General features: G+C 66.3%; 27 protein-coding genes. 14 read left to right on the plus strand and 13 right to left on the minus strand.

What is annotated here, in order from left to right:
- Nucleotides 1–12 precede the first annotated feature (12 nt).
- Both gyrA and mtnA read right to left on the minus strand, forming a co-directional pair.
- A complete protein-coding gene (gene gyrA / locus J2T47_RS07060; protein ID WP_253443946.1) occupies nucleotides 13–2793 on the minus strand; it encodes a DNA gyrase subunit A in 2781 nt (926 codons plus the stop codon).
- A 233-nt stretch (nucleotides 2794–3026) separates the two neighbouring features.
- Nucleotides 3027–4103 carry an S-methyl-5-thioribose-1-phosphate isomerase gene (gene mtnA, locus J2T47_RS07065; protein ID WP_253443949.1) on the minus strand — a complete coding sequence of 359 codons (1077 nt, stop codon included), beginning with the start codon at nucleotides 4101–4103 and terminating at the stop codon, nucleotides 3027–3029.
- A 152-nt stretch (nucleotides 4104–4255) separates the two neighbouring features.
- Here mtnA and J2T47_RS07070 point away from each other — a divergent pair, with 152 nt between their 5' ends.
- The 5 genes from J2T47_RS07070 (at nucleotide 4256) to J2T47_RS07090 (ending at nucleotide 9295) form a co-directional block, all read left to right on the plus strand.
- On the plus strand, nucleotides 4256–5581 hold the full coding sequence (locus J2T47_RS07070; RefSeq protein ID WP_253443951.1) for a TRZ/ATZ family hydrolase: 1326 nt from the start codon (nucleotides 4256–4258) through the stop codon (nucleotides 5579–5581).
- 347 nt (nucleotides 5582–5928) lie between these two features.
- The gene (gene ubiG, locus J2T47_RS07075; RefSeq protein WP_253443954.1) at nucleotides 5929–6627 is read left to right on the plus strand and encodes a bifunctional 2-polyprenyl-6-hydroxyphenol methylase/3-demethylubiquinol 3-O-methyltransferase UbiG; all 699 of its coding nucleotides are present in this window, start codon (nucleotides 5929–5931) and stop codon (nucleotides 6625–6627) included.
- Complete coding sequence (gene mupP, locus J2T47_RS07080; RefSeq protein WP_253443957.1) at nucleotides 6624–7301, plus strand: N-acetylmuramic acid 6-phosphate phosphatase MupP; 678 nt, start codon at nucleotides 6624–6626, stop codon at nucleotides 7299–7301. Before ubiG ends, mupP begins: the two co-directional genes overlap by 4 nt.
- A 58-nt stretch (nucleotides 7302–7359) precedes the next feature.
- A complete protein-coding gene (locus J2T47_RS07085) occupies nucleotides 7360–8103 on the plus strand; it encodes a YciK family oxidoreductase (protein ID WP_253443961.1) in 744 nt (247 codons plus the stop codon).
- A 265-nt stretch (nucleotides 8104–8368) separates the two neighbouring features.
- Nucleotides 8369–9295: a GGDEF domain-containing protein gene (locus J2T47_RS07090; protein ID WP_253443964.1), complete on the plus strand. Its 927-nt coding sequence runs from the start codon at nucleotides 8369–8371 to the stop codon at nucleotides 9293–9295.
- Between the two features lie 207 nt (nucleotides 9296–9502).
- On the opposite strand, the gene rluB is transcribed toward J2T47_RS07090, so the two are convergent.
- A complete protein-coding gene (gene rluB / locus J2T47_RS07095) occupies nucleotides 9503–10975 on the minus strand; it encodes a 23S rRNA pseudouridine(2605) synthase RluB (protein ID WP_437180961.1) in 1473 nt (490 codons plus the stop codon).
- Nucleotides 10976–11097: 122 nt separating this feature from the next.
- Between rluB and J2T47_RS07100 the strand changes: the two genes are divergently transcribed.
- From J2T47_RS07100 to J2T47_RS07115, 4 genes are all read left to right on the plus strand, one after another.
- Nucleotides 11098–11532: an NUDIX hydrolase gene (locus J2T47_RS07100; protein ID WP_253443966.1), complete on the plus strand. Its 435-nt coding sequence runs from the start codon at nucleotides 11098–11100 to the stop codon at nucleotides 11530–11532.
- A 149-nt stretch (nucleotides 11533–11681) separates the two neighbouring features.
- Entirely contained in the window at nucleotides 11682–13109 is a 1428-nt protein-coding gene (gene ccoN, locus J2T47_RS07105; protein WP_253443968.1) for a cytochrome-c oxidase, cbb3-type subunit I, read from the plus strand.
- Between the two features lies 1 nt (nucleotide 13110).
- Nucleotides 13111–13341, plus strand: a complete 231-nt coding sequence (locus J2T47_RS07110; RefSeq protein ID WP_253443970.1) for a cbb3-type cytochrome c oxidase subunit 3 — start codon at nucleotides 13111–13113, stop codon at nucleotides 13339–13341.
- A gap of 267 nt (nucleotides 13342–13608) precedes the next feature.
- On the plus strand, nucleotides 13609–13875 hold the full coding sequence (locus J2T47_RS07115; RefSeq protein WP_081517936.1) for a DUF2790 domain-containing protein: 267 nt from the start codon (nucleotides 13609–13611) through the stop codon (nucleotides 13873–13875).
- Nucleotides 13876–14022: 147 nt separating this feature from the next.
- On the opposite strand, the gene J2T47_RS07120 is transcribed toward J2T47_RS07115, so the two are convergent.
- The 4 genes from J2T47_RS07120 to J2T47_RS07135 all read right to left on the minus strand — a co-directional run bounded on the left by J2T47_RS07120 (nucleotide 14023) and on the right by J2T47_RS07135 (nucleotide 16396).
- A complete protein-coding gene (locus J2T47_RS07120) occupies nucleotides 14023–14547 on the minus strand; it encodes a DUF2937 family protein (protein ID WP_253443972.1) in 525 nt (174 codons plus the stop codon).
- Nucleotides 14548–14637: 90 nt separating this feature from the next.
- On the minus strand, nucleotides 14638–15411 hold the full coding sequence (locus J2T47_RS07125; protein ID WP_253443974.1) for a class II glutamine amidotransferase: 774 nt from the start codon (nucleotides 15409–15411) through the stop codon (nucleotides 14638–14640).
- 3 nt (nucleotides 15412–15414) lie between these two features.
- Nucleotides 15415–15861, minus strand: coding sequence for an HIT family protein (locus J2T47_RS07130; protein WP_253443976.1), 447 nt, complete (start codon nucleotides 15859–15861; stop codon nucleotides 15415–15417).
- 64 nt (nucleotides 15862–15925) lie between these two features.
- Nucleotides 15926–16396, minus strand: a complete 471-nt coding sequence (locus J2T47_RS07135; protein WP_253443979.1) for an MFS transporter — start codon at nucleotides 16394–16396, stop codon at nucleotides 15926–15928.
- Nucleotides 16397–16499: 103 nt separating this feature from the next.
- Between J2T47_RS07135 and J2T47_RS07140 the strand changes: the two genes are divergently transcribed.
- Nucleotides 16500–18560: a S9 family peptidase gene (locus J2T47_RS07140; RefSeq protein WP_253443982.1), complete on the plus strand. Its 2061-nt coding sequence runs from the start codon at nucleotides 16500–16502 to the stop codon at nucleotides 18558–18560.
- Entirely contained in the window at nucleotides 18560–18901 is a 342-nt protein-coding gene (locus J2T47_RS07145) for a CPCC family cysteine-rich protein (RefSeq protein WP_253443986.1), read from the plus strand. The genes J2T47_RS07140 and J2T47_RS07145 overlap by 1 nt, the downstream gene beginning before the upstream one ends.
- A 6-nt stretch (nucleotides 18902–18907) precedes the next feature.
- Here the strand turns inward: J2T47_RS07145 and J2T47_RS07150 are convergent, their stop codons facing one another.
- Nucleotides 18908–19537: a LysE family translocator gene (locus J2T47_RS07150; RefSeq protein WP_253443989.1), complete on the minus strand. Its 630-nt coding sequence runs from the start codon at nucleotides 19535–19537 to the stop codon at nucleotides 18908–18910.
- A gap of 73 nt (nucleotides 19538–19610) precedes the next feature.
- Nucleotides 19611–20060 (minus strand): YcgN family cysteine cluster protein, encoded by a 450-nt coding sequence (locus J2T47_RS07155; protein ID WP_253443993.1) that lies wholly within the window; start codon nucleotides 20058–20060, stop codon nucleotides 19611–19613.
- A 247-nt stretch (nucleotides 20061–20307) separates the two neighbouring features.
- Here J2T47_RS07155 and J2T47_RS07160 point away from each other — a divergent pair, with 247 nt between their 5' ends.
- Entirely contained in the window at nucleotides 20308–20901 is a 594-nt protein-coding gene (locus tag J2T47_RS07160; RefSeq protein ID WP_253443996.1) for a nitroreductase family protein, read from the plus strand.
- 133 nt (nucleotides 20902–21034) lie between these two features.
- Here the strand turns inward: J2T47_RS07160 and J2T47_RS07165 are convergent, their stop codons facing one another.
- The 3 genes from J2T47_RS07165 to rnd all read right to left on the minus strand — a co-directional run bounded on the left by J2T47_RS07165 (nucleotide 21035) and on the right by rnd (nucleotide 23700).
- Nucleotides 21035–21967 carry a D-2-hydroxyacid dehydrogenase gene (locus J2T47_RS07165; RefSeq protein ID WP_253443999.1) on the minus strand — a complete coding sequence of 311 codons (933 nt, stop codon included), beginning with the start codon at nucleotides 21965–21967 and terminating at the stop codon, nucleotides 21035–21037.
- Nucleotides 21968–22216: 249 nt separating this feature from the next.
- The gene (locus J2T47_RS07170; protein ID WP_024766453.1) at nucleotides 22217–22510 is read right to left on the minus strand and encodes a YcgL domain-containing protein; all 294 of its coding nucleotides are present in this window, start codon (nucleotides 22508–22510) and stop codon (nucleotides 22217–22219) included.
- 50 nt (nucleotides 22511–22560) lie between these two features.
- Nucleotides 22561–23700, minus strand: coding sequence for a ribonuclease D (rnd, locus tag J2T47_RS07175; RefSeq protein WP_253444003.1), 1140 nt, complete (start codon nucleotides 23698–23700; stop codon nucleotides 22561–22563).
- A 134-nt stretch (nucleotides 23701–23834) separates the two neighbouring features.
- Between rnd and J2T47_RS07180 the strand changes: the two genes are divergently transcribed.
- The gene (locus tag J2T47_RS07180; RefSeq protein ID WP_253444006.1) at nucleotides 23835–24896 is read left to right on the plus strand and encodes an SMP-30/gluconolactonase/LRE family protein; all 1062 of its coding nucleotides are present in this window, start codon (nucleotides 23835–23837) and stop codon (nucleotides 24894–24896) included.
- A 22-nt stretch (nucleotides 24897–24918) separates the two neighbouring features.
- Here J2T47_RS07180 and J2T47_RS07185 read toward each other — a convergent pair whose 3' ends face one another.
- The gene (locus J2T47_RS07185; protein WP_253444009.1) at nucleotides 24919–25713 is read right to left on the minus strand and encodes a lysophospholipid acyltransferase family protein; all 795 of its coding nucleotides are present in this window, start codon (nucleotides 25711–25713) and stop codon (nucleotides 24919–24921) included.
- Between the two features lie 79 nt (nucleotides 25714–25792).
- Between J2T47_RS07185 and J2T47_RS07190 the strand changes: the two genes are divergently transcribed.
- Nucleotides 25793–26647, plus strand: a complete 855-nt coding sequence (locus tag J2T47_RS07190) for a sulfurtransferase (RefSeq protein ID WP_253444012.1) — start codon at nucleotides 25793–25795, stop codon at nucleotides 26645–26647.
- The last annotated feature ends 37 nt before the right edge of the window (nucleotides 26648–26684 follow it).

Genomic DNA, 26684 nt, shown 5'->3' on the forward strand with positions numbered 1-26684 from the left:
CCACTCTCGCTATCAGTCTTCGCTGGCCTGCGGGGCTTCTTCAGCCGCAGCTTCGCCTGCTTCTTGGTTCTCGTCGGACACTTCGCCTTCGACGATCTCGCCGTCGATGACGTCGTCTTCGCCTTCCACCACGGTCGGCTCCTGCACCCGCTCCAGGCCCACGACGGTCTCGTCGGCGGCCAGCTTGATGAGGATCACGCCCTGGGTGTTACGGCCAGCGCCGCGGACTTCGTCGACACGGGTACGCACCAGGGTGCCCTGGTCGGAAATCAGCATGATTTCCTCGCCGTCCAGCACCTGTACGGCGCCGACCAGGTTGCCGTTACGCTCGTTGATCACCATGGCGATCACGCCCTGGCCACCACGACCGCGACGCGGGTAGTCGGCCAGCGGGGTGCGCTTGCCGTAGCCACGCTCGGAGGCGCTGAGGATCTGCGCTTCGCGGCACTCGGGGATCAGCATGGAAATGATGCGCTGGCCCTCGGCCAGGCGCATGCCGCGCACGCCACGGGCGTTACGGCCCATGATGCGCACCTTGCTTTCCTTGAAGCGGATCACCTTGCCGGCGTCGGAGAACATCATCACGTCCTTCGAGCCGTCGGTGATGGCGGCGGCGATCAGCGAGTCACCCTCTTCCAGTTTCAGGGCGATCAGGCCGTTGGAGCGCGGCTTGGTGAACTGGATCAGCGGGGTCTTCTTCACGGTGCCTTTCATGGTGGCCATGAAGATGTACGCGCCGGTCGGCTCGTCCTGGCTGAAATCGGCGTCGTCGCCTTCTTCGGCCTCTTCGGCTTCCACCACTTCGGCGACCTGCTCGGCGACCACGTCGTCGTCATCGTTCTCGTCGCCGGCGAACTGGGCGCGCACGGCTTCCAGGTCGATCTGCAGCATCGCGGTGATGCGCTCGCCTTCGTCCAGCGGCAGCAGGTTCACCAGCGGACGACCACGGGCGGTACGCGAGGCTTCCGGGATCTCGAAGGTGCGCAGCCAGTAGACCTTGCCCTTGCTGGAGAACAGCAGCAGGGTGGCGTGGCTGTTGGCGACCAGCAGGTGTTCGATGTAGTCCTCGTCCTTCACGCCACTGGCCGACTTGCCCTTGCCACCACGACGCTGCGCCTCGTAGGCGGCCAGCGGCTGGGACTTGGCATAGCCGCCGTGGGAGATGGTCACCACGCGCTCTTCTTCGGTGATCAGGTCGGCGATGGTCAGGTCCATCTGCGACGCGACGATCTCGGTGCGGCGGGCGTCGCCGAACTCGGCCTTGACCTTCTCCAGCTCCTCGCGGATGACTTCCATCAGGCGCTCGGGGCTGGTCAGGATGCGGATCAGTTCGCCGATCAGGGTGAGGATTTCCTGGTACTCGGACAGGAGCTTCTCGTGCTCCAGGCCGGTCAGGCGGTGCAGGCGCAGTTCCAGGATGGCCTGGGCCTGTTCCGGCGACAGGAAGTACTTGCCGTCACGCAGGCCGTACTGCGGGTCCAGGTCTTCCGGACGGCAGGCATCGGCGCCGGCGCGCTCGACCATCGCTTCCACGGCGCTGGATTCCCAGCCGGTGGCGATCAGGCGTTCCTTGGCCTCGGCCGGGGTCGGCGAGGTCTTGATCAGTTCGATCACCGGGTCGATGTTCGACAGGGCAACGGCCTGACCTTCGAGGATGTGGCCGCGCTCGCGGGCCTTGCGCAGCTCGTAGACGGTGCGGCGGGTCACCACTTCACGGCGGTGACGGATGAACACCTCGAGCATGTCCTTGAGGTTCATCGTGCGCGGCTGGCCATCGACCAGGGCTACCACGTTGATACCGAAGACGCTCTGCAGCTGGGTCTGGGCGTAGAGGTTGTTCAGCACGACCTCGCCCACTTCGCCGCGGCGCAGCTCGATGACCACGCGCATGCCATCCTTGTCGGACTCGTCGCGCAGCTCGGTGATGCCTTCGATCTTCTTCTCTTTCACCAGCTCGGCGATCTTCTCGATCAGGCGGGCCTTGTTCAGCTGGTAGGGCAGCTCGGTGATGATGATCTGCTGGCGGTTGCCGCCCTTCTCCATGTCCTCGATGGTGGCGCGGGCACGGATATAGACGCGGCCACGACCGGTGCGATAGGCCTCGATGATGCCCGCACGGCCGTTGATGATGCCTGCGGTCGGGAAGTCCGGACCGGGGATGTACTGCATCAGGTCATCGATGGACAGCTCGGGGTTGTCCATCAGCGCCAGACAGCCGTCGATCACCTCGGTGAGGTTGTGCGGCGGAATGTTGGTCGCCATGCCCACGGCAATGCCGCTGGAACCGTTGACCAGCAGGTTCGGGATCTTGGTCGGCATGACCGCCGGGATCTGCTCGGTGCCGTCGTAGTTGGGCACCCAGTCGACGGTTTCCTTGTCCAGGTCCGCCAGCAGCTCATGGGCGAGTTTGGACATGCGCACTTCGGTGTATCGCATGGCCGCGGCGTTGTCGCCGTCCACCGAACCGAAGTTGCCCTGGCCGTCGACCAGCATGTAGCGCAGCGAAAACGGCTGGGCCATGCGGACGATGGTGTCGTACACCGCGGTGTCGCCGTGCGGGTGGTACTTACCGATCACGTCGCCGACCACACGGGCGGACTTCTTGTAGGGCTTGTTCCAGTCGTTGCCCAGTTCGCTCATGGCGTACAGGACGCGGCGATGCACGGGCTTCAAGCCGTCGCGCGCATCGGGCAGGGCACGACCGACGATCACGCTCATGGCGTAATCGAGGTAGGACTGTCGGAGTTCGTCTTCGATGTTGACCGGGAGGATTTCTTTGGCCAGTTCGCCCATGAGAAGCCTGGTTCCTTTTTCAAATGGGACTCCGCCAAGCCCGTCCTGAGCCCGGCGGAGCGCGGTGCGCCATCAAAGCGCCACCGACTCTCTACAAATCAACGACTTGGCCGTTGATCCGCGATGCTGTGGGGGCCGAAAAAATGCCCCATCAAGAACCGTCGGAGCTTACCACAAGCCAGGGTCAAACCCTACCCTCGGCCAAGCCCCTCGATGAATTGCCGCAGGCCCCGTCAGTGCAGGCGCTTGCGGCTCATCAACTGGGCCATCCGCTCGGTGTCCGGACGCTCGACGACGCCGCGCTCGGTCACGATGGCATCGATCAGGTCCGCCGGAGTCACATCGAACACCGGATTGAAGGCTTCGACGTCAGCAGCGACACGTTTGCCGCCGATTTCCAGGAGTTCGCGACCGTCACGCTCCTCGATCGGGATGTCCTCGCCGCTTTCCAGCCCCATGTCGATGGTCGAACTGGGCGCCACCACCATGAAGCGCACACCGTGGTGCATGGCGGTAACCGCCAGCTGGTAGGTGCCGATCTTGTTGGCGACGTCGCCGTTGGCGGTGATGCGGTCGGCGCCGACGATGACCCAGGTGATGCTCTCGGTCTTCATCAGGTGCGCGGCGGCCGCGTCCACGTTCAGGGTGACCGGCACGCCTTCGTTGGCCAGTTCCCAGGCGGTCAGCCGGGCGCCCTGCAGCCAGGGCCGGGTCTCGTCGGCGTAGACACGCTCGATCAGCCCTTCCAGGTGCGCCGCGCGCAGCACACCCAGCGCGGTACCGAAACCGCCGGTGGCCAGGGCGCCGGTATTGCAGTGGGTGAGGATCTTCTGCGGGCCGCCGTGGTGCTTGCGGATCAGGTCCACACCCAGCTGGGCCATGGTCAGGTTCGCCTCACGGTCGCTTTCATGGATCGCCATGGCCTCGGCTTCCAGCAGCGGCAGCGGGTCCTCGCCCGGTTTCAGGCGCTCCAGGCGGTCGCGCATGCGGTTCAGCGCCCAGAACAGGTTGACCGCGGTCGGACGCGACTCGGCCAGCACGGTGAAGTCTTCCTCCAGCGCCGCGCGCCAGTCGCCACCGACAGCTACGCGGGCACGCAGGCCCAGCACCAGGCCATAGGCGGCAGCGATGCCGATGGCCGGCGCGCCGCGCACGACCATCTGGCGGATGGCGTCAGCTACGCCTTCAGCGGTCTCGTAGGACAGCCAGGTTTCCTCCAGCGGCAGCAGGCGCTGGTCCAGCAGACGGAGTGTGCCCTTGCGCCAATCAATGGCCGTGACCCGTTCGGCCGCCAACAGTCGCTCACGCATGGAACACCTCTTCATTTCAATGGAATCGCAGGCCGCTCCGGCACCACGGAAATCACCCCGGAAACACCGGGAAACGGCGGAGTATACCCAGCCTGAAGCCCCGCTGCTCGGCTATACTCGGCGCCTTTATCCACGCGCCCAGGATGCGCTTCATGCCGACCGAAAAAGCCCCGCTCGACCTGCTGCTCTTCCCCACCTGGATCGTCCCTGTCGAGCCCGCCGGCATTGTCCTGCAGGGCCATGGCCTGGGCATTCGCGACGGCCGCATCGCCCTCCTCGCCCCGCGCACCGAGGCGCTGCGCTACACGGCGGCGGAAACCCGCGAGCTGCCGGGCATGCTGCTCGCCCCCGGCCTGATCAACGCCCATGGCCACGCGGCGATGAGCCTGTTCCGCGGCCTGGCGGATGACCTGGCGCTGATGACCTGGCTGCAGGAGCACATCTGGCCGGCGGAAACCAAGTGGGTCAGCGAGGACTTCGTCCGTGACGGCACCGAACTGGCCATTGCCGAGCAGCTCAAGGGCGGCATCACCTGTTTCTCGGACATGTACTTCTTCCCCCCGGTCGCCTGCGAGGCGGTGCACAAGGCCGGTGTGCGCGCGCAGATCAGCGTGCCAGTGCTGGACTTCCCGATCCCCGGCGCCCGCGACGCCGACGAGGCGATCCGCCAGGGCCTGGCGCTGCGCGACGACCTCAAGCATCACCCGCGCATCAAGGTCGCCTTCGGCCCGCACGCACCCTACACGGTCAGCGACGACAAGCTGGAAACCATCCTGATGCTCGCCGAGGAACTGGACGCCGGCATCCATATGCACGTCCACGAGACCGCCTTCGAGGTCCAGCAGGCGCTGGAGAAGCACGCCGAACGGCCGCTGGCCCGCCTGCATCGCCTCGGCCTGCTCGGCCCGCGCTTCCAGGCCGTGCACATGACCCAGGTGAACGACGAGGACCTGGCCATGCTGGTGGAAACCAACAGCTCGGTGGTGCACTGCCCGGAATCCAACCTCAAGCTGGCCAGCGGCTTCTGCCCGGTGGAACGGCTGTGGCAGGCCGGCGTCAACGTTGCCATCGGCACCGACGGCGCCGCCAGCAACAATGATCTGGACCTGCTCGGCGAAACCCGCACCGCCGCCCTGCTGGCCAAGGCCGTGGCCGGCCAGGCCACCGCGCTGGATGCCCACCGCGCCCTGCGCATGGCCACCCTGAACGGCGCCCGCGCGCTGGGCATGGAACAGGAGACCGGCAGCCTGGAGCTGGGCAAGTCCGCCGACATCACCGCGTTCGACCTGTCAGGGCTGGCCCAGCAGCCGGTGTACGAGCCGGTTTCGCAGGTCATCTACGCCAGCGGCCGAGACTGCGTGCGCCACGTCTGGGTCGGCGGCAAGCAGTTGCTGGAAGACGGCAAGCTCACCCGCCTGGACGAAGAGCGCCTGATCGCCGTCGCTGGCGAGTGGGGTAGGAAGATTGCCGGGACTTGAGAGCCGGTCGGGAGGAGCCCCTCTCCCCAGCCCTCTCCCTGAAGGGAGAGGGAGCCGTCCGATTACCCTGAAGGTTCTGCGCTTCCGTACACCACGGCATCAAGCGAAGCTCCAGCAGCAAAAGCCACGCCGATCCGGTCCCCTCTCCCTTCAGGGAGAGGGCGACGCCCAACGCCGATGCCCCTACGTCACGCCGACCACGCCAGTTTCACAACCAACGACCGAGCGCCACACCCCCGGCAGACAAGCCCACGCTGCGACAATCTGTCATGCCGCGCCCCATCCAGTGAACGAAGCTGGCATCATAGTCAGCCTTCGTTTCCAGCTTTTTGATCAATAGGGACACCATGAGCAACGTCGACCACGCCGAGATCGCCAAATTCGAGGCCCTCGCCCACCGCTGGTGGGACCGCGAAAGCGAGTTCAAGCCCCTGCACGACATCAACCCGCTGCGGGTCAACTGGATCGACGAGCGCGTCAGCCTCGCCGGCAAGAAGGTGCTCGACGTCGGCTGCGGCGGCGGCATCCTCAGCGAAGCCATGGCCCAGCGCGGCGCCACCGTTACCGGCATCGACATGGGCGAAGCGCCCCTGGCGGTCGCCCAGCTGCACCAGCTGGAGTCCGGCGTGCCGGTGGAATACCGCCGCATCACCGCCGAAGACCTGGCCGAGGAGATGCCCGAGCAGTTCGACGTGGTGACCTGCCTGGAGATGCTCGAGCACGTGCCGGACCCGGCCTCGGTCATCCGTGCCTGCTACAGGATGGTCAAGCCCGGCGGCCAGGTGTTCTTCTCCACCATCAACCGCAACCCGAAGGCCTACCTGTTCGCCATCGTCGGCGCCGAATACGTGATGCGCCTGCTGCCGCGCGGCACCCACGACTTCAAGAAGTTCATCCGCCCCTCCGAGCTGGGCGCCTGGTCGCGCGACGCGGGCCTGGCGGTCAAGGACATCATCGGCCTGACCTACAACCCGCTGACCAAGCACTACAAGCTGGCCAACGATGTCGACGTCAACTACATGATCCAGACCCTGCGCGAGGAGTGAATCGCATGCTCAGAGCGGTTCTCTTCGACATGGACGGCACCCTGCTGGACACCGCGCCGGATTTCATCGCCGTGTGCCAGGCGATGCTCAAGGCCCACGGCCGCGCGCCAATCGATGACCAGCGCATCCAGGACGTGGTCTCCGGCGGCGCCCGCGCCATGGTTGCCGCGACCTTCGACATGGACCCCGAAGCCCCCGGCTTCGAGGCCCTGCGCCAGGAGTTCCTCGACCGCTACCAGGAGCATTGCGCCGTCTTCACCCGCCCGTACGACGGCATGGCTGAACTGCTGGAGAGCATCGAGCGTTCGCGCCTGATCTGGGGCGTGGTGACCAACAAGCCGGTGCGCTTCGCCGCGCCGATCATGGAGCAGCTGGGCCTGGCCGAACGTTCCGCCGTGCTGGTCTGCCCGGACCATGTGACCAGGAGCAAGCCGGACCCGGAAATGCTCCTGCTGGCCTGCAGCCAGCTGAAGGTCGATCCGTCCGAAGTGCTGTTCATCGGTGACGACCTGCGCGACATCGAGTCGGGCCGCGCCGCCGGGACCAAGACCGCCGCCGTGCGCTACGGCTATATCCACCCGGACGACAACCCCGCGCACTGGGGCGCCGACGTGATCGTCGATGCTCCCCGCGAGCTGCTCGCCGTTCTCGATCGCGCACTCTGCTCCTGCTGAGCCCTATCCCCGCGAGCCCGTCGCCCGTCGCACTGACGGGCTCCGCCAAGGAGAAACCATGTTCGACTATTCCGCCCGCCCCGACCTGCTCAAGGGCCGCGTGATCCTGGTCACCGGCGCCGGTCGTGGCATCGGCCGGGCCGCTGCGCTGACCTACGCCGCCCACGGCGCCACCGTGCTGCTGCTGGGCAAGACCGAGGACTTCCTCAACGAGGTCTATGACCTGATCGTCGCTGCGGGCCATCCGGAGCCGGTGGTGATCCCGCTGAACCTGGAAACCACTCTGCCGCACCAGTACGACGAGCTGGCAGCGATGATCGAGAAGGAGTTCGGCAAGCTCGACGGCCTGCTGCACAACGCCTCGATTCTTGGCCTGCGCTCGCCCATCGAGCAGATCTCCACCGACAACTTCACCCGCGTCATGCAGGTGAATGTCAACGCCATGTTCAGCCTCACCCACACGCTGCTGCCGCTGCTCAAGCTCTCCGAGGACGCCTCGGTGGTCTTCACCTCCAGCAGCGTCGGCCGCAAGGGCCGCGCCTACTGGGGCGCCTACGCGGTGTCGAAGTTCGCCACCGAGGGCCTGATGCAGGTACTGGCGGACGAGTGCGAAGACATCACCAGCGTTCGCGCCAACAGCGTCAACCCCGGCGCCACCCGGACCGCCATGCGCGCCCACGCCTACCCAGGCGAGAACGCCTACAACAATCCGGCGCCGGAAGAGATCATGCCGGTCTACCTCTACCTCATGGGCCCGGACAGCCAGGGCGTAAACGGCCAGGCCTTCAACGCCCAGGACTGATATCGCCCTGACAACCCGGCACTGACGTACCAGCGGCGTCGGCCTGCAGCCCAGCAACGACGCCGCTTTCCGCCAATTTTCCGGCTCCACCCCAAGCCACCACCCGGCAAAGTGCCACTATTTCGCCAGACTTCTGGCGAAACCTTCCCCCCTCGGGAACCCTGCCCGCCATCGGTCGGTCAATACGGCGTCTTTTCAGGCCTTTCCGCGCCCTGGCACGGAAATCGCTCTGTCCTTCGCAAACGCCGTAAAAATGGTCACCGCCATGGTTCCTCCCAAGCAGTCCAACACCATCGATTTCGATGCTGCCAAGCTCCAGCGCGCCGCCAGCCAAGACACCCGCCCCCTTTCGCGGCGTCCACTGGACCTGCTGGAACTGCGCCAGCAGCTGAACCTGCAACTGCAGGTGAGCCTGGAGGCCGAGCGCATCCTGGCGGTGTTCTTCCGCGAGATCCAGCAGATGCTGCCAGTGGAGTACATGGCCTACGCCCATGCCGGCGCCGACCTGCGCCTGGAGTTCGGCGACGCGGCCAGGAACAGCGCCGACTACCGCCTGACCCACGCCAGCGAATACCTCGGCGAAATCAGTTTCCGCCGCGCCCGGCGCTTCGCCGAGGCCGAGCTGGCGCAGCTTGAATCGCTGATGGCCTGCCTGCTCTACCCGCTGCGCAACGCCCTGCTCTACCGTGCCGCCGTGCAGTCGGCGCTGCGCGATGCGCTGACGGGCACCGGCAACCGCATCGCCATGGACCAGACCCTGGGCCGCGAGGTCGAGGTAGCGCGGCGGCACCTGCTGCCGCTGTCGATCCTCATGCTCGACCTGGACCACTTCAAGCAGATCAACGACGAGCACGGCCACAGCGTCGGCGACGACGCCTTGCGCGCCGTGGCCACGGCGCTGAAGAACAGCCTGCGCAACGTCGACATGGTGTTCCGCTTCGGCGGCGAGGAATTCCTCGTCCTGCTCTCCAACACCCCTGGCGTCTCCGCCGTGCAGGTGGGCGAACGGCTTCGCGCTGCCGTGGAGGAGCTGAACCTGGCCGCCGGCGGCAAGCGCTTGCCGCTGTCGATCAGCCTGGGCTGCGCAACGCTCAGTGGCGGCGAGTCAGTGGACGACCTGCTGCGTCGTGCCGACAGCGCCCTCTACGAAGCCAAGCGCGACGGGCGCAACCGGCTGGCCTGCGCCAGCTGATTCAGCGGCTGCCGCTCCAGTTCCCCGCCCTTCTCGCCGGCGAGCACAGTCCCTGTAGGAGCGAGCTTGCTCGCGAACGGATTTCCCGGCTGCCCTGGCGTCAAGCGGGTTCGCGAGCAAGCTCGCTCCTACCCAAAGCCCTATACCGGCAAATCGCAGGCAATAAAAAAGGGCTCCGAGGAGCCCTTTTTCATTTACCGCAGTCGCTTAGCGCTTGAAACCCGGACGCATGCCGTCACCGGCAGCTTGCGGACGACGCTTGGCGATCGGCTTGCGGGCGACCGGCTTGCCGGGACGCTCGGCCAGCGGGGCGCCTTTCTCGCGAGCCGGACGGTCGCTCGGCGCCTTGCGCGGAGCACGGCTTTCGCCGGCATCGCTGCGCGGGCCACGGGTGGGACGATCACCAGCGTCACGCGGAGCGCGAGCAGGACGATCACCACCGGCGTCACGCGGTTTGCGCGGAGCGCGGCCTTCGCCGGCGTCGCTGCGCGGGCCACGGGCCGGACGATCGCCCGCATCACGCGGAGCACGGGCTGGACGATCACCACCTGCGTCACGCGGCTTGCGCGGGGCGCGGCTGTCGGCGGAGTCGCCACGCGGGGCGCGCGCCGGACGCTCACCAGCACCCTCACGGGACTGGCGCGGAGCGCGGCTGTCAGCGGCGTCACCACGCGGGGCGCGGGCCGGACGCTCGTCGGAATCGCGCGGACCACGAGCCGGGCGCTCACCAGCCGCCGGACGCGGAGCACGCTGCGGACGTTCGCCTTCGGCACGCTCGGTGCGGGTACGCGAGCCACGGCCCGGACGCTCGCTGGGCGCCAGCTTTTTGCCGAGCTTGCGCTCCTGGCGCTCGACCTTCTCCTTGGTCTTGGTGGAGACCGCCGGCAGGGCGATCGGCGTCAGGCCGACTTCCTCGCTGAGGATGTCCAGCTCGCGCTGACCCATCTCGCGGTAGCGACCCATGGTCAGCTCGGAGGTCAGGAACACCGGTCCGAAACGCACGCGCTTCAGGCGGCTGACCACCACGCCCTGGGATTCCCACAGGCGGCGGACTTCGCGGTTACGGCCTTCCATCACCACCACGTGGTACCAGTGGTTGAAGCCTTCGCCACCCGGAGCTTCCTGGATGTCGCTGAACTTGGCCGGCCCGTCTTCGAGCATCACGCCGGCTTTCAGGCGTTCGATCATCTCTTCGTCGACTTCACCGCGCACGCGCACGGCGTACTCGCGGTCCATCTCGTAGGACGGGTGCATCAGGCGGTTGGCCAGCTCACCGTCGGTGGTGAACATCAGCAGGCCGGTGGTGTTGATGTCCAGGCGGCCGACGTTGATCCAGCGGCCGCTGCGCAGGCGCGGCAGGCGGTCGAACACGGTCGGTCGGCCTTCCGGATCGTCGCGGGTGCAGACTTCGCCTTCGGGCTTGTTGTAGATCAGCACGCGACGGACGTGCTCTTCGATCTTCTCGCGCTTGAGCAGGCGGTCATCGACGGCGATGGCGTCGCGGTCGCCCACGCGCTGGCCAAGGGTGGCCACGGCGCCATTGACCTTGACGCGGCCTTCTTCGATCCAGGCCTCGACGTCGCGGCGCGAGCCGACGCCCATGCGCGCGAGGACTTTCTGCAGTTTCTCGCCGGCCGGGGCTGGGGTAAGTTCTTCAAGGTTTTCGTGCGTGTCGGTCATCTGGGCACCTCCCGGTGTGGCATGCAACGAATAAAAAAGGTCGCGCATCATACGCGCTCGCGGGCAGCAAAGCACCGTCCGCAGTCGGGAAAGACTAGTCGAGTTACAGGGGGAATGAAGCCATGCAGCCAGAAGACGACTTTACCGGCGCCAAACTCGCGCTGTTCCATGCCGGCCAACTGGTGGTCTACAAGCGCGACGACAAGGCCGGTATCCCCTACCCCGGCTGCTGGGATTTCCCCGGCGGCGGCCGCGAAGGTGGCGAAACCCCGGCCCAATGCGCGCTGCGCGAACTGGAGGAAGAGTTCGCCCTGCGCCTGGACGAACAGCGCATCGAATGGCAACGTCGCTACCCCGCCACCCACGGTCCGGCGCCCTGGGCGTGGTTCCTGGTGGCGCGCCTGGAACAGGCCGAGTTCGAGGCCATCCGCTTCGGCGACGAAGGCCAGTACTGGCGCCTGATGCGGGTCAGCGAATACCTCGCCCATGACGAGGCCGTGGACTACCTGCAGGAACGCCTGCGGCATTTCCTCGCAGGTCGCCTGGACATCGCCTGATTCCGCGCTGCAGGCCGCTGATCCGTATTTGCACGGCCTATCTGAATCTGTTTCCTGCTCGCGCATTTTCCTAGATTGCCCGCTCACCGAAGCGCGCCGGATTTGCAGTCCATGGCGCCCGGACGTTCTGTCACAAGCGGGAATCGAGCATGAACACGAGAAGCACGGAGCAGGCGTACAACTACAAGGTGGTCCGCCAGTTCGCCATCATGACGGTGGTGTGGGGCGTGGTCGGCATGGCCATGGGGGTGCTGATCGCCTCCCAACTGGTCTGGCCGCAACTGAACCTGGACCTGCCCTGGACCAGTTTCGGGCGCCTGCGCCCGTTGCACACCAGCCTGGTGATCTTCGCCTTCGGCGGCTGTGCGCTGTTCGCCACCAGCTACTACACGGTGCAGCGCACCTGCCAGACGCGACTGTTTTCCGATAGCCTCGCCGCCTTCACCTTCTGGGGCTGGCAGGCGCTGATCGTGACCATGATGATCAGCCTGCCGCTGGGCTACACCACCACCAAGGAATACGCCGAGATCGAATTCACCGGCGCCGTGTGGATGGCCATCGTCTGGGTCGCCTACGCGGTGGTGTTCTTCGGCACGCTGTTGAAGCGCAAGACCCCGCACATCTATGTGGGCAACTGGTTCTTCGCCGCCTTCATCCTGGTCACGGCGATGCTGCACATCGTCAACCACCTGGCCATTCCGGTGGACTGGTTCAAGTCCTACCCGGTGTACTCCGGCGCCACCGATGCCATGGTGCAGTGGTGGTACGGGCACAACGCGGTAGGCTTCTTCCTCACCACCGGCTTCCTCGGGATGATGTATTACTTCGTGCCCAAGCAGGCCGGGCGCCCGGTGTATTCGTACCGGCTGTCCATCGTCCACTTCTGGGCGCTGATCACCCTGTATATCTGGGCCGGCCCGCACCACCTGCACTACACCGCCCTGCCCGACTGGGCGCAGTCGCTCGGCATGGTGATGTCGCTGATCCTGCTGGCTCCGAGCTGGGGCGGCATGATCAACGGCATGATGACGCTGTCCGGCGCCTGGCATAAGTTGCGCACCGACCCGATCCTGCGCTTCCTGGTGGTGTCGCTGGCGTTCTACGGCATGTCGACTTTCGAAGGTCCGATGATGGCGATCAAGACCGTCAACGCCCTGTCTCACTACACTGACTGGACCATCGGCCACGTCCATGCTGGCGCACTGGGCTGGGTGGCGATGATTTCCATCGGCTCGCTCTACCACCTGATTCCCAAGGTCTTCGGTCGCGAACAGATGCACAGCATCGGTCTGATCAACGCACACTTCTGGCTGGCCACCATCGGCACGGTGCTCTACATCGCCTCGATGTGGGTCAATGGCATCACCCAGGGCCTGATGTGGCGGGCGGTGAACGCCGACGGCACGCTCACCTATTCCTTCGTCGAAGCGCTGCAGGCCAGCCACCCCGGCTTCGTGGTGCGCATGAGCGGCGGCATGCTGTTCCTCGGCGGCATGCTGCTGATGGCCTGGAACACCTGGATGACCGTGCGCCAGGCGCGCCCGGAGGCGATGCGCGTCGCCGAGCGGATGGCCTGAGATGACACTCTGGCTCGGGCTGGGCGCGCTGCTGGCGCTGTACGTCGGCGTCGGCTGGTGCCTGCGGGCGCACCGCGAGCGCGGCATCGAGGAGGCCAGCATGCTGCCCTTCGCCGATGACGACGAGGTCGCCCGGCGCATGGAAAAAGCCACGGGGCGCAGCCGCACCGGCTGTGCCTGCCCCGGTCGCTGCCAGGGTGATTGCGAGCACTGGCGCGACTGGCAGCCCTAGCGTGCCGTCCTGAGCGCAGGCCTGCGACAGAGCGCCGCATCACCTCCATCAATTTTCATTAGCAAGCACATCAATTTCCCGGCGGGCAGCCCGAGGAGGAATATCTCTCCCGTGCCCCGCCACCTGATGGACGCCTGCAGCATCGTCCCCTGTCCTGTCTGGACCCCAGGACAGACATCATCGATGCCAGTGCTCCCCGGTGGGGCTTTCAAACCCATTCAGGGCCCCAGCGGGCCCTCACCGAGCGTTTTATCGAGGGAATAAAGAATGAAGCTTGCCTCTGTCGTGTCGGCTGTCATCTCCAGCCTCGCCCCAATGGCTTTTGCCCAGGACGCAATCAAGAACCCCGGCGCCGAACTGCCGGTCACCGAATACCACTACGGCATGTCCCTGGACGTCGACAAGGTTCTGCACCGTACCGACAACTCCGGCAAGGTCGGCATCGTGCCAGCCTACATGGTCTACCAGGATCACAACGGCGAGACCCACAAGGTCCGCTTCCTGGAATGGGGCGGCAGCACCAGCCAGGGCTGAGCGCTCACCGCACATCGCCTCCCGGCCGTCTTGGCCCAACCCCGCGAGCCTGTGGTGGCGGTCGGGGGGCGACCCTGAGTTCTCGGTTACCCTGCAGGAGCCCACCTGACGCTTTTCCCAAAAGCGCCCGTTCCTGCAGGTGGATACTCAGTTCCAGTGCCTCCGCGAAGCGCGACGGTTGTCTCCCAGGCCGACCAGCGCCGCCACCGAAGCCATCAGCACCTCGGCGACCCACGCCAGCAGCAGGCCTCCGGCCAGCGCCCAGCCAATGGCCTCGGGCTCCAGCACCACCTGATAGCGGTAGTTCTGGTAGGTTTCCTGCAACAATTCATGGTTCGGCGCCGCCACCATGTGCAGCGCGCGCTGGTACCAGGTGCCCTGCAGGGCCTGCCATTCGTTCTCGAACAGCTGGGCACGGCGCATCAGGCGTTCGATGTTGTCGGCGTCGCGCTGGAAGACCGGGTCGGCACTACCACGGTAATGCGCCACCAGGGCACTCAGGTCGCCCTTGAAGAACTGCCCCGATGTGTCCTTGAAGCCCTGCAGCGCCTGGGCGGCCTCGATGCGATGGGCATCGACGCGTTGCGCGTAATCCTTGATGAAGCCCGGCACCTGGACCGCGACCATCAGCCCCAGCGCAAACAGCACCATGCGTACGTAGCTGCGCAGCATTCTTTTCCCCTTCGTTCTTATGGATGTGCAAGGCAACGCCGGATTCTCCCGTTTGCCGCACCGGCATGCCGGGAATGCTTCACGTCCCGATCAGATGCGGCCCTGGGTGACGATCTCGCCACGCCACCAGAGCATCCATTCGCCGCCCTGCATCCGGGTCCAGTTTTCGTTGTCGGTCAGCGGCTCGGTGGCGATCACCGTCACCACGTCGTTGGGCGTGGTTTCCGACTGGAAGTCCACCGTGACGTCGGCGTCACGCAGGCGTGCCGGGCCGAATGGCGCGCGGCGGGTGATCCAGGCCAGCTTGGTGCTGCAGAAGGTGAACAGCCAGTCGCCGTCACTGAGCAGGCAGTTGAACACGCCCTTCTCGCGGTAGGAGGCGCAGGCAGTGACCAGGGTGGGCAGCAGCACCTCCACTGGCACGGGCTCGGGGAAGGCGCGGCGCACGCGGTTGAGCAGGTCGCAGAAGGCCGCTTCGCTGTCGGTGTCGCCCACCGCGCGGTAGAGACCGGGCTCGGGATGGAAGTCGGCGAGCTGGCCGTTGTGGGCGAAGGTCCAGTAGCGCCCGCCCATTTCGCGCACGAAAGGGTGGGTGTTGGCCAGGCAGACCTTGCCGACGTTGGCCTGGCGGATGTGGCCGATCACTGCTTCGCTCTTGATCGGGTAGCGTTGCACCAGCCGCGCGACTTCCGAGTCGACGCTTGCGGATGGGTCCTGGAACAGCCGCACACCGCGCCCTTCATAGAATGCGATGCCCCAGCCGTCGCGGTGCGGGCCGGTGCCGCCGCCGCGCTGCATCAGCCCGGTGAAGCTGAAGACGATGTCCGTCGGAACGTTGGCGCTCATGCCGAGCAACTCGCACATGAATCAGTTCTCCTCCATCAGTGCCTCGCGCAGCTGATGCAGCTCGCGTTCCAGGCGATTCTGCATCCTTTTCCGCCCCAGCGGCAGGAACCGCGTGAGCACGCGCAGCAGCAGGGCCGGCAGGTCGTTCAGCTCACGCGGGATAAGGTGCAGATGAAAATGTTCGACGTGCTGGTTGGCCGCGGGGCCATCGTTCACCAGCAGGTTGATGCCGACCCGCCCGTAGCCGGCACGACGCAGCACGCGCTCCATACGCTCGGCCAGTGGGATCAGGTCCTGCTGGGCTTCCTCGGAAAGCTGGTGCAGGAAGGTCGCGTGCTCGCGGGCTACCAGCAGCAGGTGTGCGGGACGCAGCGGATAGATGTCCAGCAGCACGATGAAATGGTCGTCTTCGTAGAGGATACGGGCCGGCACGCGACCGGCCGCGATGGCACAGAACACGCAGTCCATGGGAACTCCTCGAAAGGCCGTTCAGTTCATGCTGGACGCGTGCGGGGCAGGACGCAAGGTCGGTCTACAGGCGCGGTTCGATCCGCGCACGATTGTCGTGCCGCTCACTGGGGTGGGAGTTCACGCCTTCCACCAGTTCCGGCTGCATCAGTTGGCGCAGGGTCGGCTCGTCGTCCGCTTCCTTGTCCTGGCGGCGCTTCTTCAGCGAGCGCTCCAGCGGCCAGCGGATCAGCACGAACAGCAGGTACAGGCCGAACGCGGCGAGCAGCACCAGGGCAAGGTCGGAGACGGCGCGCCAGGCGTTGTTGCCGACCTTGAACACCACGTCCAGCGCGGTGATGGCGATCGCCGGGGCGTACAGGTTGTTCGCCGGGTCCACCGGGGTCGGGGTGAACAGCAGGACGATGACGATCACCCGCAGGGGTTCGCGCAGCCAGCGCCACATCCAGCCGGTCATCAGGAACCAGACCAGGGTCAGGCCAAGGCCGGCGGCGATATAGGCGCCCCAGGCAAGCGTGTAATCGTGTTCGTTCATGCGCGTGCGTACGTGCGGTGTCGGCAGAGGGGTGCGTATGATAGCTGCTTTTCCCCATGGGTGCGCAGCCGGGCGTCATCCATGCCGTTGCCCAGGAGCCACCATGACCGACCGCCAGCCCCCCATCGCCCGCCGCGAAGCCGCCGCCGATCCGTACGCCTGGCTGGAAAACCGCGACGCCGAGGATGTCCTCGACTACCTGAAAGCAGAAAATGCCTACCTGGAAGATAGACTTCTTCCTCAGACGAAACTGCGTGAAACCCTGTTCCAGGAAATCAAGGGCCGTATCCGCGAGACCGACCTGTCGCTGCCCACCCCCTGGGGCCCCTGGCTCTACTACCAGCGCACCACCGCCGGCGACGAGTACCCGCGGCACTACCGCAGCCCGCGCCCGGCCGATGGTTCGCTGACTGTCGAGGAGAGCGCCGAGCAGTTGCTGCTGGACCCGAACGAGCTGGCTGGCGATGGCTTCCTATCGGTCGGCGCCTTCAGTATCAGTCCGGATCATTCGAAACTCGCCTACAGCCTGGATACCAGCGGCGATGAGATCTACACCCTCTACGTGAAGGAACTAGCTGACGGCAGCGTGACCACCCTGCCCTTCGACGACTGCGACGGCAGCCTGACCTGGGCCAACGACAACCATACCCTGTTCTTCGGCGAGCTGGACGATACCCACCGCCCGCACAAGCTCTATCGCCACCGCCTGGGCGAATCCGGCGCGCAGCTGATCTTCGAGGAGCCGGACGGGCGCTTCTTCCTCAACTGCTACCGCGCCAGCTCCGAGCGCCAACTGGTGCTGCTGCTGAACAGCAAGACCACCAGCGAAGCCTGGGTGCTGGACGCCAATACCCCCGAGGGCGAGTTCGTCTGCCTGGCGCCGCGCGAGGAAGGCCACGAGTACTACCCGGACCATGGCCGTCTGAACGGCGACTGGGCCTGGCTGATCCGCAGCAACCAGACCGGCATCAACTTCGCCCTTTACCAGGCCAGCGAAGCGCAGCCGACCCGCACGCACTGGATCGAACTGATCGCGCACCGCGACGACGTGATGCTCGAAGGCCTGACCCTGAGCGCCAGCGCCCTGACCCTGAGCCTGCGCGAAGGCGGCCTGCCGATCGTCGAAGTTCACCCGCATGGCCAGCCGGCGCACCGTGTCGACCTGCCGGACGCCGCCTACAACCTCTACGTGCAGGACAGCCTGGAGTTCGACAGCGCGGTGATCCGCCTGCGCTACGAGGCCCTCAATCGCCCTGCGCAGATCCGCCAGCTGGACCTCGCCAGCGGCGAACAGAAGGTCCTCAAGCAGACCCCGGTGGAAGGTCCGTTCGACGCCGACGCCTATGAAAGCCGCCGCCTCTGGGCCGACACCGCCGACGGCGTGCAGGTGCCGATCAGCCTGGTCGGCCGCCGCGATGTGCTCGAAGACATCGCCCGCGGCAAGCCGGCGCCGCTCTACCTCTATGGCTACGGCGCCTACGGCGAGAGCCTCGACCCCTGGTTCTCCCATGCCCGCCTGAGCCTGCTGGAGCGCGGCTTCGTCTTCGCCATCGCCCACGTGCGTGGCGGCGGCGAACTGGGCGAAGCCTGGTACCGCGCCGGCAAGCTGGAGCACAAGCAGAACACCTTCAGCGACTTCATCGCCTGCGCCGAACACCTGCTGGGCCACGGCTACAGCACTCCGGCACAGCTGGCGATCAGCGGCGGCAGCGCCGGCGGCCTGCTGATCGGCGCGGTGCTCAACCAGCGCCCGCAGCTGTTCGCCGCGGCCATCGCCGAAGTGCCCTTCGTCGACGTGCTCAACAGCATGCTCAACCCCGACCTGCCGCTGACCGTCACCGAATACGACGAGTGGGGCAACCCGCAAGAGCCTGAGGTCTACGCCCGCATCCGCGCCTATGCACCCTACGAGAACGTCAGCGCGCAGGACTACCCTGCCCTGCTGGTGGTGGCCGGCTACAACGACAGCCGCGTGCAGTACTGGGAGGCCGCCAAGTGGGTGGCCAAGCTTCGCGTCAGCAAGACCGACGAAAACCTGCTGCTGCTCAAGACCGACCTGGGCGCCGGCCACGGCGGCATGAGTGGCCGCTACCAGGGCCTGAAGGACGTGGCGCTGGAATACGCCTTCCTGTTCAAGGTGCTGGGCATCGAAGGCAACGCCTGATGCTCTACACCTGCCCCTGCTGCGGCTACTTCAGTTTCGGCGACCCTCCGGGGTCGTACGAAATCTGCGAGATCTGCTTCTGGGAAGACGACCACCTGCAGCTCTGCTTCCCCGACGCGCGCGGCGGCGCCAACGCCGTGAGCCTGATCGAGGCGCAGGTCAACTACGTGCAGTGGGGCGCCTGCGAAAGGCGCTTCCGCGCCAAGGTGCGCCCGGTCACTATCGATGACGTGAAGGACGACCGCTGGTTCCCGCTGTGGGAAAAACGCGTGGAGCTACCGGATGACGAGGCGCCGCTGACCGGCGAGGAAGCCTGCTACTGGCTGCGCACGCCGGCCTGAATGCCCTCAGCGTCGGCTGCTGACAGCCAGGCCGACGCCCATGGCCACGATCAGCCCGCCCGAGGCCGTCTGCTGCCAGCGCCGCCAGGTCGGGTTGCTGCCCACGCGGTTGCCGACCCGCCCGGCGACCAGCGACACCACGGCATTCACCAGGCAGCCGCCGAGGTTGAACAGCAGGCCGAGGCAGAGGATCTGCACCACGAAGTTCGGGCTGCCGGCGGGCACGAACTGCGGCAGGAAGGCGAGGAAGAACAGCGCCACCTTGGGGTTGAACACATTGACCAGCATGCCCTGCAGGAACACCCGGCTCAGGCGCGCGGGCTCCAGCTCGGTGCGTTTCTGTTCACGCCAGGCGCCGCGGATCAGCTGCACACCGAGCCAGACCAGGTAGAGCGCGCCCAGCCACTTGAGCACGCCGAAGGCCACGCTGGACATCATCAGCAGCGCCGACAACCCGAATGCCGCGGCCAGCATGTGCACCACGCAGCCGGCGCCGATCCCCAAGGTCGACATCAGCCCCGCCGCCGTCCCCTGGGCAGCCGAGCGCGAGGCGACGTAGAGCATGTCCGGGCCGGGCGTGAGGTTGAGCGCGAGGGTGGCGATGAAGAACAGGCTGAGGCTTTCGAGGCTGGGCATGGCGCGGCTCCGGGACGGAAGACGCGCAGCATGCCACGGGGTGTGCCGCCGACGGAACCCGCCGGCGCTGGGATCAGCCGGCGCGGAAGATCAGGTGCTCTTCCCAGTCGTCTTCAGGTACCGAACCCTCGGCGAGCATGCGCCCGGACTGCGAGATGCGCTCATGGTGCACCGCGTCCGGATCGCCGCAGACCAGGTGATGCCACAGCGGCAGGTCCTTGCCCTCGGACACCAGACGATAGCCGCAGGTTGGCGGCAGCCAGCGGAATTCATCGGCCTGGGCCGGGGTGAGCTGGATGCAGTCCGGCACGCTGGCGCGGCGGTTGGCGTAATCGGTGCAGCGGCAGGTCTTCAGGTCCAGCAGCTTGCAGGCGATACGCGTGTAATAGACGGCGCCGTCGTCCTCGTCTTCCAGCTTCTGCAGACAGCACAGGCCGCAGCCGTCGCACAGCGATTCCCACTCTTGCTGATCGAGCTGGTCGAGGGTCTTGCGTTTCCAGAAGGGTTCGACTTTGGCGGCCATTTTTTAGTCAGGGGCAATTTCACGGGGCGCAAAGTCTAAGCCCGTCGTGCGCGCAGGCCAAGCGCAGGCGACCATTGACCGCGCAGCGCTTGCCAGAGCGTGCGGCGCTGGTTAGTTTGATCGCCCCACGGGCCCGCTCCGCCTGCCTTCTGCCAGCGCCGCGAGGCCCGCCAACCGCCCGATCCCACCGCGATGCCCGGCCGACCACGGCACCATCGGCAGATTCCACGCCCTTCAAGGAGCCACCATGAGCGCCAACCCTCGCGTTTCCGAGCACCCGATCGACCCTCAGTTCATCAATCGCTGGTCGCCCCGCGCCTTCAATGGCGAAACCATTCCCCAGGAGACCCTGCTGAGCTTCATCGAAGCCGCGCGCTGGGCGCCGTCGTCCTTCAATTCGCAGCCCTGGCGCTTTCTCTTCGCCCTGCGTGACACGCCGAACTGGCAGCGCTACCTGAACCTGCTGGGCGAGTTCAACCGCGGCTGGGCGCAGCACGCTTCGGCGCTGGTCGTCGTGCTGTCCAAGACCACCTTCGCCCCGCCCGGCTCCAGCGAGGAAAAGCCCGCGCTGTGGCACAGCTTCGACACCGGTTCGGCCTGGGGCTTCCTCGCCCTGCAGGCAAGCCTGGCAGGCTGGCACACCCACGGCATGGCCGGCTTCGATCGCGAACTGGCGCGCAGCGAGCTGAAGGTGCCGGCAGACCATGAAATCCACGCGGTGATCGCCATCGGCAAGCTCGGTGACAAGACGATCCTTTCCGAAAGCCTGCAGGCCCGCGAAGTGCCCAATGCCCGCCGCCCGCTGGCAGAGATCGTGGCCGAAGGTGATTTCTCGCTCTGACGGCCCTCTGTAGGAGCGAGCTTGCTCGCGAACCTGCATGGCACGGAGTTGAGCAGTTCGCGAGCGAGCTCGCTCCTACAGGAAAGCCAAAGAAAAAAGGCCCCGGATGGGGCCTTTTTCATGTCCGCAGCGGTCAGTAACCGCGGGAGAAATCCACCTCGCCGCGCATGGCCTGGCCGGCCCAGAAGCGCGTGAGGTTGTCGCGAAACAGGTCGATCAGCAGGCTCGGCAGCGTCGGCGCAGCGGTATGCCCGGTGAGCAGCAGGCGCGGCGTGTGCCAGAACGGGTGCGAAGCCGGCAGCGGCTCCTGGCGGCAGACGTCGATCACCGCGCCGGCCAGCTGGTTGGCTTCCAGCGCCGCGACCAGGTCCTCGTCCACCACGGAGGTGCCGCGGCCAGCATTGAGGAAGAGCGCGGTGGGCTTCATCCGCTGGAACAGCGCGAGGTTGAAGATATCCGCGGTTTCCGGCGTGTCGGGCAGCAGGTTGATCACGTAGTCGGCGGTCTCGGCCAGACGCGGCAGGTCATCCAGCCCGCCCATGCGGCCGAAGGGCACCAGCGAACGCGGGTTCTTCGCCACGCCAACCAACTCCACGCCGAAGGGCGCCAGCATGTGCGCCACCGCCTGGCCGATCTCGCCGGTGCCGACGATGAGAATCTGCCGGCCACTCAGGCTGCCGGGCGCGCGGTCGTCCCACTGCACGCCGACCTGGCTGGCCAGGCGGCCGAGGAACTGGCGTTCGTGGGCAAGCATGTAGGTGAGCAGGTACTCGGTCATGACCTGGCCGAAGATGCCGACGGCACGGGTCAGGGCGTAATCCTTGGGGAGGTCGTCCGCCAGCAGCGGGGTGATGCCGGCCCAGCTGGACTGGATCCACACCGGGTGTACGCCCTGGCGCAACAATTGCGCAGCCAGGTTCGGCTCGCCGAGCCACACCGGGCATTCGGCCGCCGCTTCCACCAGGGTGTCGGGGTTGTTGCCGGAGATCACCGTCAACCGGGGTTCGGCCGCCATCAGCAGGGCGGCATAGAGGGCGTGTTCGCGATCGAGTACGAGCAGGCGCATGGTCAGGCCTTTCGCTTCGAACGGTGGAGCATTACCGGCTGGCGCATCTGGACTCGCTTCAAGGGATCTTCCCTGGGGAAATCGTCGTCAGTTCTAGGGAAGTCAGGCGGCTATAGACACAGCCAGAGACCAAGCGTTCCGCTCCGTTGAACCCTTTTCACCCCTGCATAATGCGCTCAGGCCGCGTATTTGCACAGTGCCAGCACTGGGCGAATACGCGGCCTGAAGGAGGTGACGAACCGGTCGGAATCAGACCGGGTCGTTCCGCCGCAGCAATTCCTCGGGAAGGTGCTCGATGTACTCATCTTCCGCCGGCGGCATCTGCAGGTGGAAACCTTGTTTCTCGATGTTTTCCAGCACCACGTTGATGTCTTCGCGGGCCAGCTGTCGCTCGGGGCTCAGCACCAGGTCGAAGGTGTGCTTGGGCGCGCCGAACGCGGCGAGCAGCGCCTCGGGCACGCGACTGAGGGCTTCGCGCTTGTCGACGTACAGGTACATCTCGTTCTTGCGCGGACTCTTGTAGATGGAGCAGATGCGTTTCATATCGGTGCCTTCCGCGTTTTGCAGTGGGCCACTAAACAGAGTGGGCCGCGTTATTCGGGTGTCTGGGCAGCCAGGCTGTCGAGCAGGGCCTGCCCCATCAGCTCGCGACGCCAGCCTTGCAGCGAATCGGGCAGTTGGTAGGGACCGTTGGGCCAGCCGGTCTTGAGCAGGGCTTCGAGGATCTTCTTGCGCAGCATCAGCTCGGGCGCCATCTCCAGGCGCTCGGCTTGCTTCTGGCCGACTTCGCGCAGCTTCTTCAGCACCGGGGTGATCTCCCTGGGCAGCGGCTCGGGCAGGGTCTGCGGCCAGACGGCTTCAGGCAGCTTGGCCGCGTGGGCCATCAGGGCGATCAGGGTGTCGCCGTCCTGGCGCACGGTGCGCGGGTGCATGTCGTCGATGCGCGCCAGGGCGACCTTGTCGGCCGGCTGGAAGCGCGCCAGCGGCCACAGTGTGTGCTCGCGCAGAATGTGGTTGCGCGGCTTGTTGCGCAACCGCGCCTGTTCCTCGCGCCAGACGCACAGCTCGCGCAGCACGGCCAGTTGCTGACGCCCCAGCTTCCACGCCAGCTTGACGTCGAGGTAGGCCTGCTGCGGGTCGCTGACGCGGCTCTGGTTGCTGGTCAGGTCGGTGCCATCGGCCAGCAGCCATTGCAGCTTCTCGTCGCTCAGGCGCGGCGCCAGCTTCACGTAGACCTCGGCCAGGTGCTGCACGTCCTCGGCAGCGTAGCGCACCTGCATGTCGGTCAGCGGGCGCTGCAGCCAGTCGGAGCGGGTTTCGTCCTTGGGCAGATCGAGGCCGAGGATTTCCAGCACCAGCTTGGAGTAGCCCATGGAATGCGGCATGCCCAGGTAGGCGGCGGCCAGTTGGGTGTCGAACAGCGGCTGCGGCAGGCTGCCGGTCAGGCGCTGGAAGACTTCCAGGTCCTCGCCGCAGGCATGGAACACCTTGACCACCACCGGCGATTCCAGCACGGCAGCGAACGGCGACCAGTCGCGGATCAGCAGCGGGTCGATCAGCCACACGCCGCTGCCGTCGCCCACCTGCACCAGCCCGGCGGCCGGGTAGAAGGTATCGACACGCATGAACTCGGTATCGAGCGCGAGGTACGGCAGTTCTTTCCAGTCCTGGCACTTGCGCTCCAGGGTGGCATCGTCGCGAATCCACTGTATGTCGAGGACGGTCACGAACATCTCCTTCGTTTCGGTGCGCGCATTATATAGAGATGCATGATGTGCGAGCATTCCACTCGGCCATCGGTCTGTGATGACTGCATGGCAACTTCTACGCTTTGCCCCGCCCACAACAACAACAAGGCAGCTCGCGCATGAAAAAACTTCTCGGACTGGTCGTCCTGCTGGTGGTAGCCGTTGCGGTCTACCTGGCGCTCACGCCCAGCCCCATCGACCCACTGGCCTGGACCCCGCCCAAGGCGCCAGCGATGACCGGGGTGATGGAACCCAATGACACCCTGATGAAAGCTGAACTCCTCGCCCAGGGCCAGATCGTCGGCCCCGAAGACACCGCCGTGGACAGCCAGGGCCGGGTGTTCGCCGGGCTGGATGACGGGCGCATCGTGCGGATCGGCGCCGACGGCAAGGCCGAAACCTTCGTCGAGACCGGCGGCCGCCCGCTGGGCCTGGCGTTCGACAAGAGCGGCAACCTGATCGTCGCCGACGCCTGGAAGGGCCTGCTGGAAGTCGACCCGCAGGGCAGGATCCGTGTGCTGACCGACTCGGCCGACGGCGTTCCCTTCGCCTTCACCGACGACCTGGACATCGCCAGCGACGGGCGCATCTATTTCAGCGACGCGTCCAGCCGCTTCCACCAGCCCGATTACATCCTCGACCTGCTAGAAGCCCGCCCCCACGGCCGCCTGCTGCGCTATGACCCGGCCACCGGCAAGACCGAGACGCTGCTCAAGGACCTGTACTTCGCCAACGGCGTGGCGCTGTCGCAGCATGAGGACTTCGTGCTGGTCAACGAGACCTACCGCTACCGCATCACCCGCTACTGGCTCAAGGGCGATAAGGCTGGGCAGCATGATGTGTTCGTCGACAACCTGCCGGGCCTGCCGGACAACCTCGCCAGTGACCGCAGCGGCACCTTCTGGGTTGCCCTGCCCTCGCCGCGCAAGGCCGACGCCGACATGATCCAGCAGATGCCCTGGCTGAAACGCCAGCTCACCAAACTGCCACGGGCCGTCCTGCCCAAGCCGGTGCCCTACGGCCTGGTGATCCAGGTGAACGAGAAAGGCGAGATCGTGCGCAGCCTGCATGACACCAGCGGCCAGCACCTGCGCATGGTGACCTCGGTGAAGTCGGTGAACGGCGTGCTTTACCTGGGCAGCCTGGAGAATGACCGCATCGGTCGGCTCCCTATCCGCTGAGGGCTCCGGACTCAGTAACGCCTCAGGCCGGCGTCTGCTCCTTCACGGCAGGCGTCGGTGCGGGCGTCGCTGAGGGTTCGAGCAGCTCCAGCATGCGCTCGCGCACTTCGCTCATCAGCGTATCGACGCCACTGTCGGTGAATTGCGTGGAGTCGATCGGCGTGCCGACATGCACTTCCACCGGCATGCCGAGATTCAGCTTCAGCCCGCCAGCGGGCAGCAATTGCTGGATGCCGCGGATTGCCACCGGGACGATGATCGCGTCGGTCTGCTGGGCCAGGCGGAAGCAGCCCTTCTTGAACGGCTGCAGCTTGCCGTCCTTGGAGCGCGTACCTTCGGGCGCGGCCCAGAGCACGATGCCGCTCTCCATCATTTCCCGCGCTTTCGCCAGGTCGGCCATGGCCTGGTGGCGGTTGTGCCGGTCGATGGACGGGAACTCCGCTGCCCGCATTGCCGCGCCCCATACCGGCACGGCGAACAGCTCGCGCTTGGCCAGCATGCGGATCGAGCCGGGCAGAGTCACGAAGATCGCCGGAATGTCGTAGAAGCTGGAATGGGTGCAGAGGATCATGTAGCGACGGCCATCGCCGAAGTCCGGCACCTCGCCGTAACGGCTCAGGCGCGCGCCGGTCAGGCGCAGCAGGCTGCCGGACCAGTCGCGGGTGAAGCCGTCGACCCTGGCGCGGCGCAGCCGGCCGATGGCGCCCAGCGCCAGGACCCGGACGCTGTAGCCCAGGGTGATCAGAACGGTCGCCAGTCCCACCAGGGCGACGCGCAGTGGGCCCGCCTTGCGCGGTGCCGATTGCTGGTCGTGCATGTTCGCCAACTCCCACCAACTTTTCATCGTACAAGCCTTATGATGCGCCTCAGCCCCGTCACGACACAGGAACGCGCCCATGACCCAAGCCCGCCTGCTCACGCCCGAGCAACTGGCCGCCCGCCTCGATGACCCCAATCTCGTCCTGCTCGACTGCCGCTTCGCCCTCGAGGACCCGGCCTATGGCGCAAGCAACTACCAGGAGAACCACATCCCCGGCGCGCACTTCGCCGACCTCAACCGGGACCTTTCCTCCCCGGTGATTCCGGGCGTCACGGGTCGCCATCCGCTGCCCGATCCGCAGCATCTGCAGGAGCACCTGCGTGCCTGGGGCCTGAACGCCGATAGTGAAGTGGTGCTGTATGACGACGGTCCTGGCGCCTTCGCCGCCCGCGCCTGGTGGTTGCTGCTGTGGCTGGGCAAGAGCGAGGGGGTGTACCTGCTCGATGGCGGCCTGACCGCCTGGCGCAACGCGGGCCTGCGCCTGACGACCGCTGAGACGCCGCTGCGCCCGGGCGATTTCAAGGGCGAGCCGGACAACAGCCTGCTGATCAGCGCCGGCGAACTGGCGGCGAAACTTGGCGACGCCGAACTGCCGTTGATCGACGCCCGCGGTCTGCCACGCTTCCGTGGCGAAGTGGAACCCATCGACCCGGTCGCCGGGCACATCCCCGGCGCCCAGTGCGCAGCCTTCACCGACAACCTCGGCAACGACGGCCGTTTCCTGCGCCCGGAACACCTGCACCAGCGCTTTGCCGGCCTGCTGCGCGGACGCCCCGCCGAGGATCTGGTGGCCTACTGCGGCTCCGGCGTCACCGCCTGCCACAACCTGTTCGCCCTGAGCCTGGCCGGCTACCCGCTGGGTCGTCTGTATGCCGGGTCCTGGAGCGAATGGATCACCGATGCCCGCCGCCCGGTGGCCAAGGGCGACTGATCTCCTCGCTCCGGCGACAAAAACGGAAGGCGCTGCA

The organism is Pseudomonas nitroreducens (genome assembly GCF_024170165.1).
GTDB lineage: Bacteria > Pseudomonadota > Gammaproteobacteria > Pseudomonadales > Pseudomonadaceae > Pseudomonas > Pseudomonas nitroreducens_C.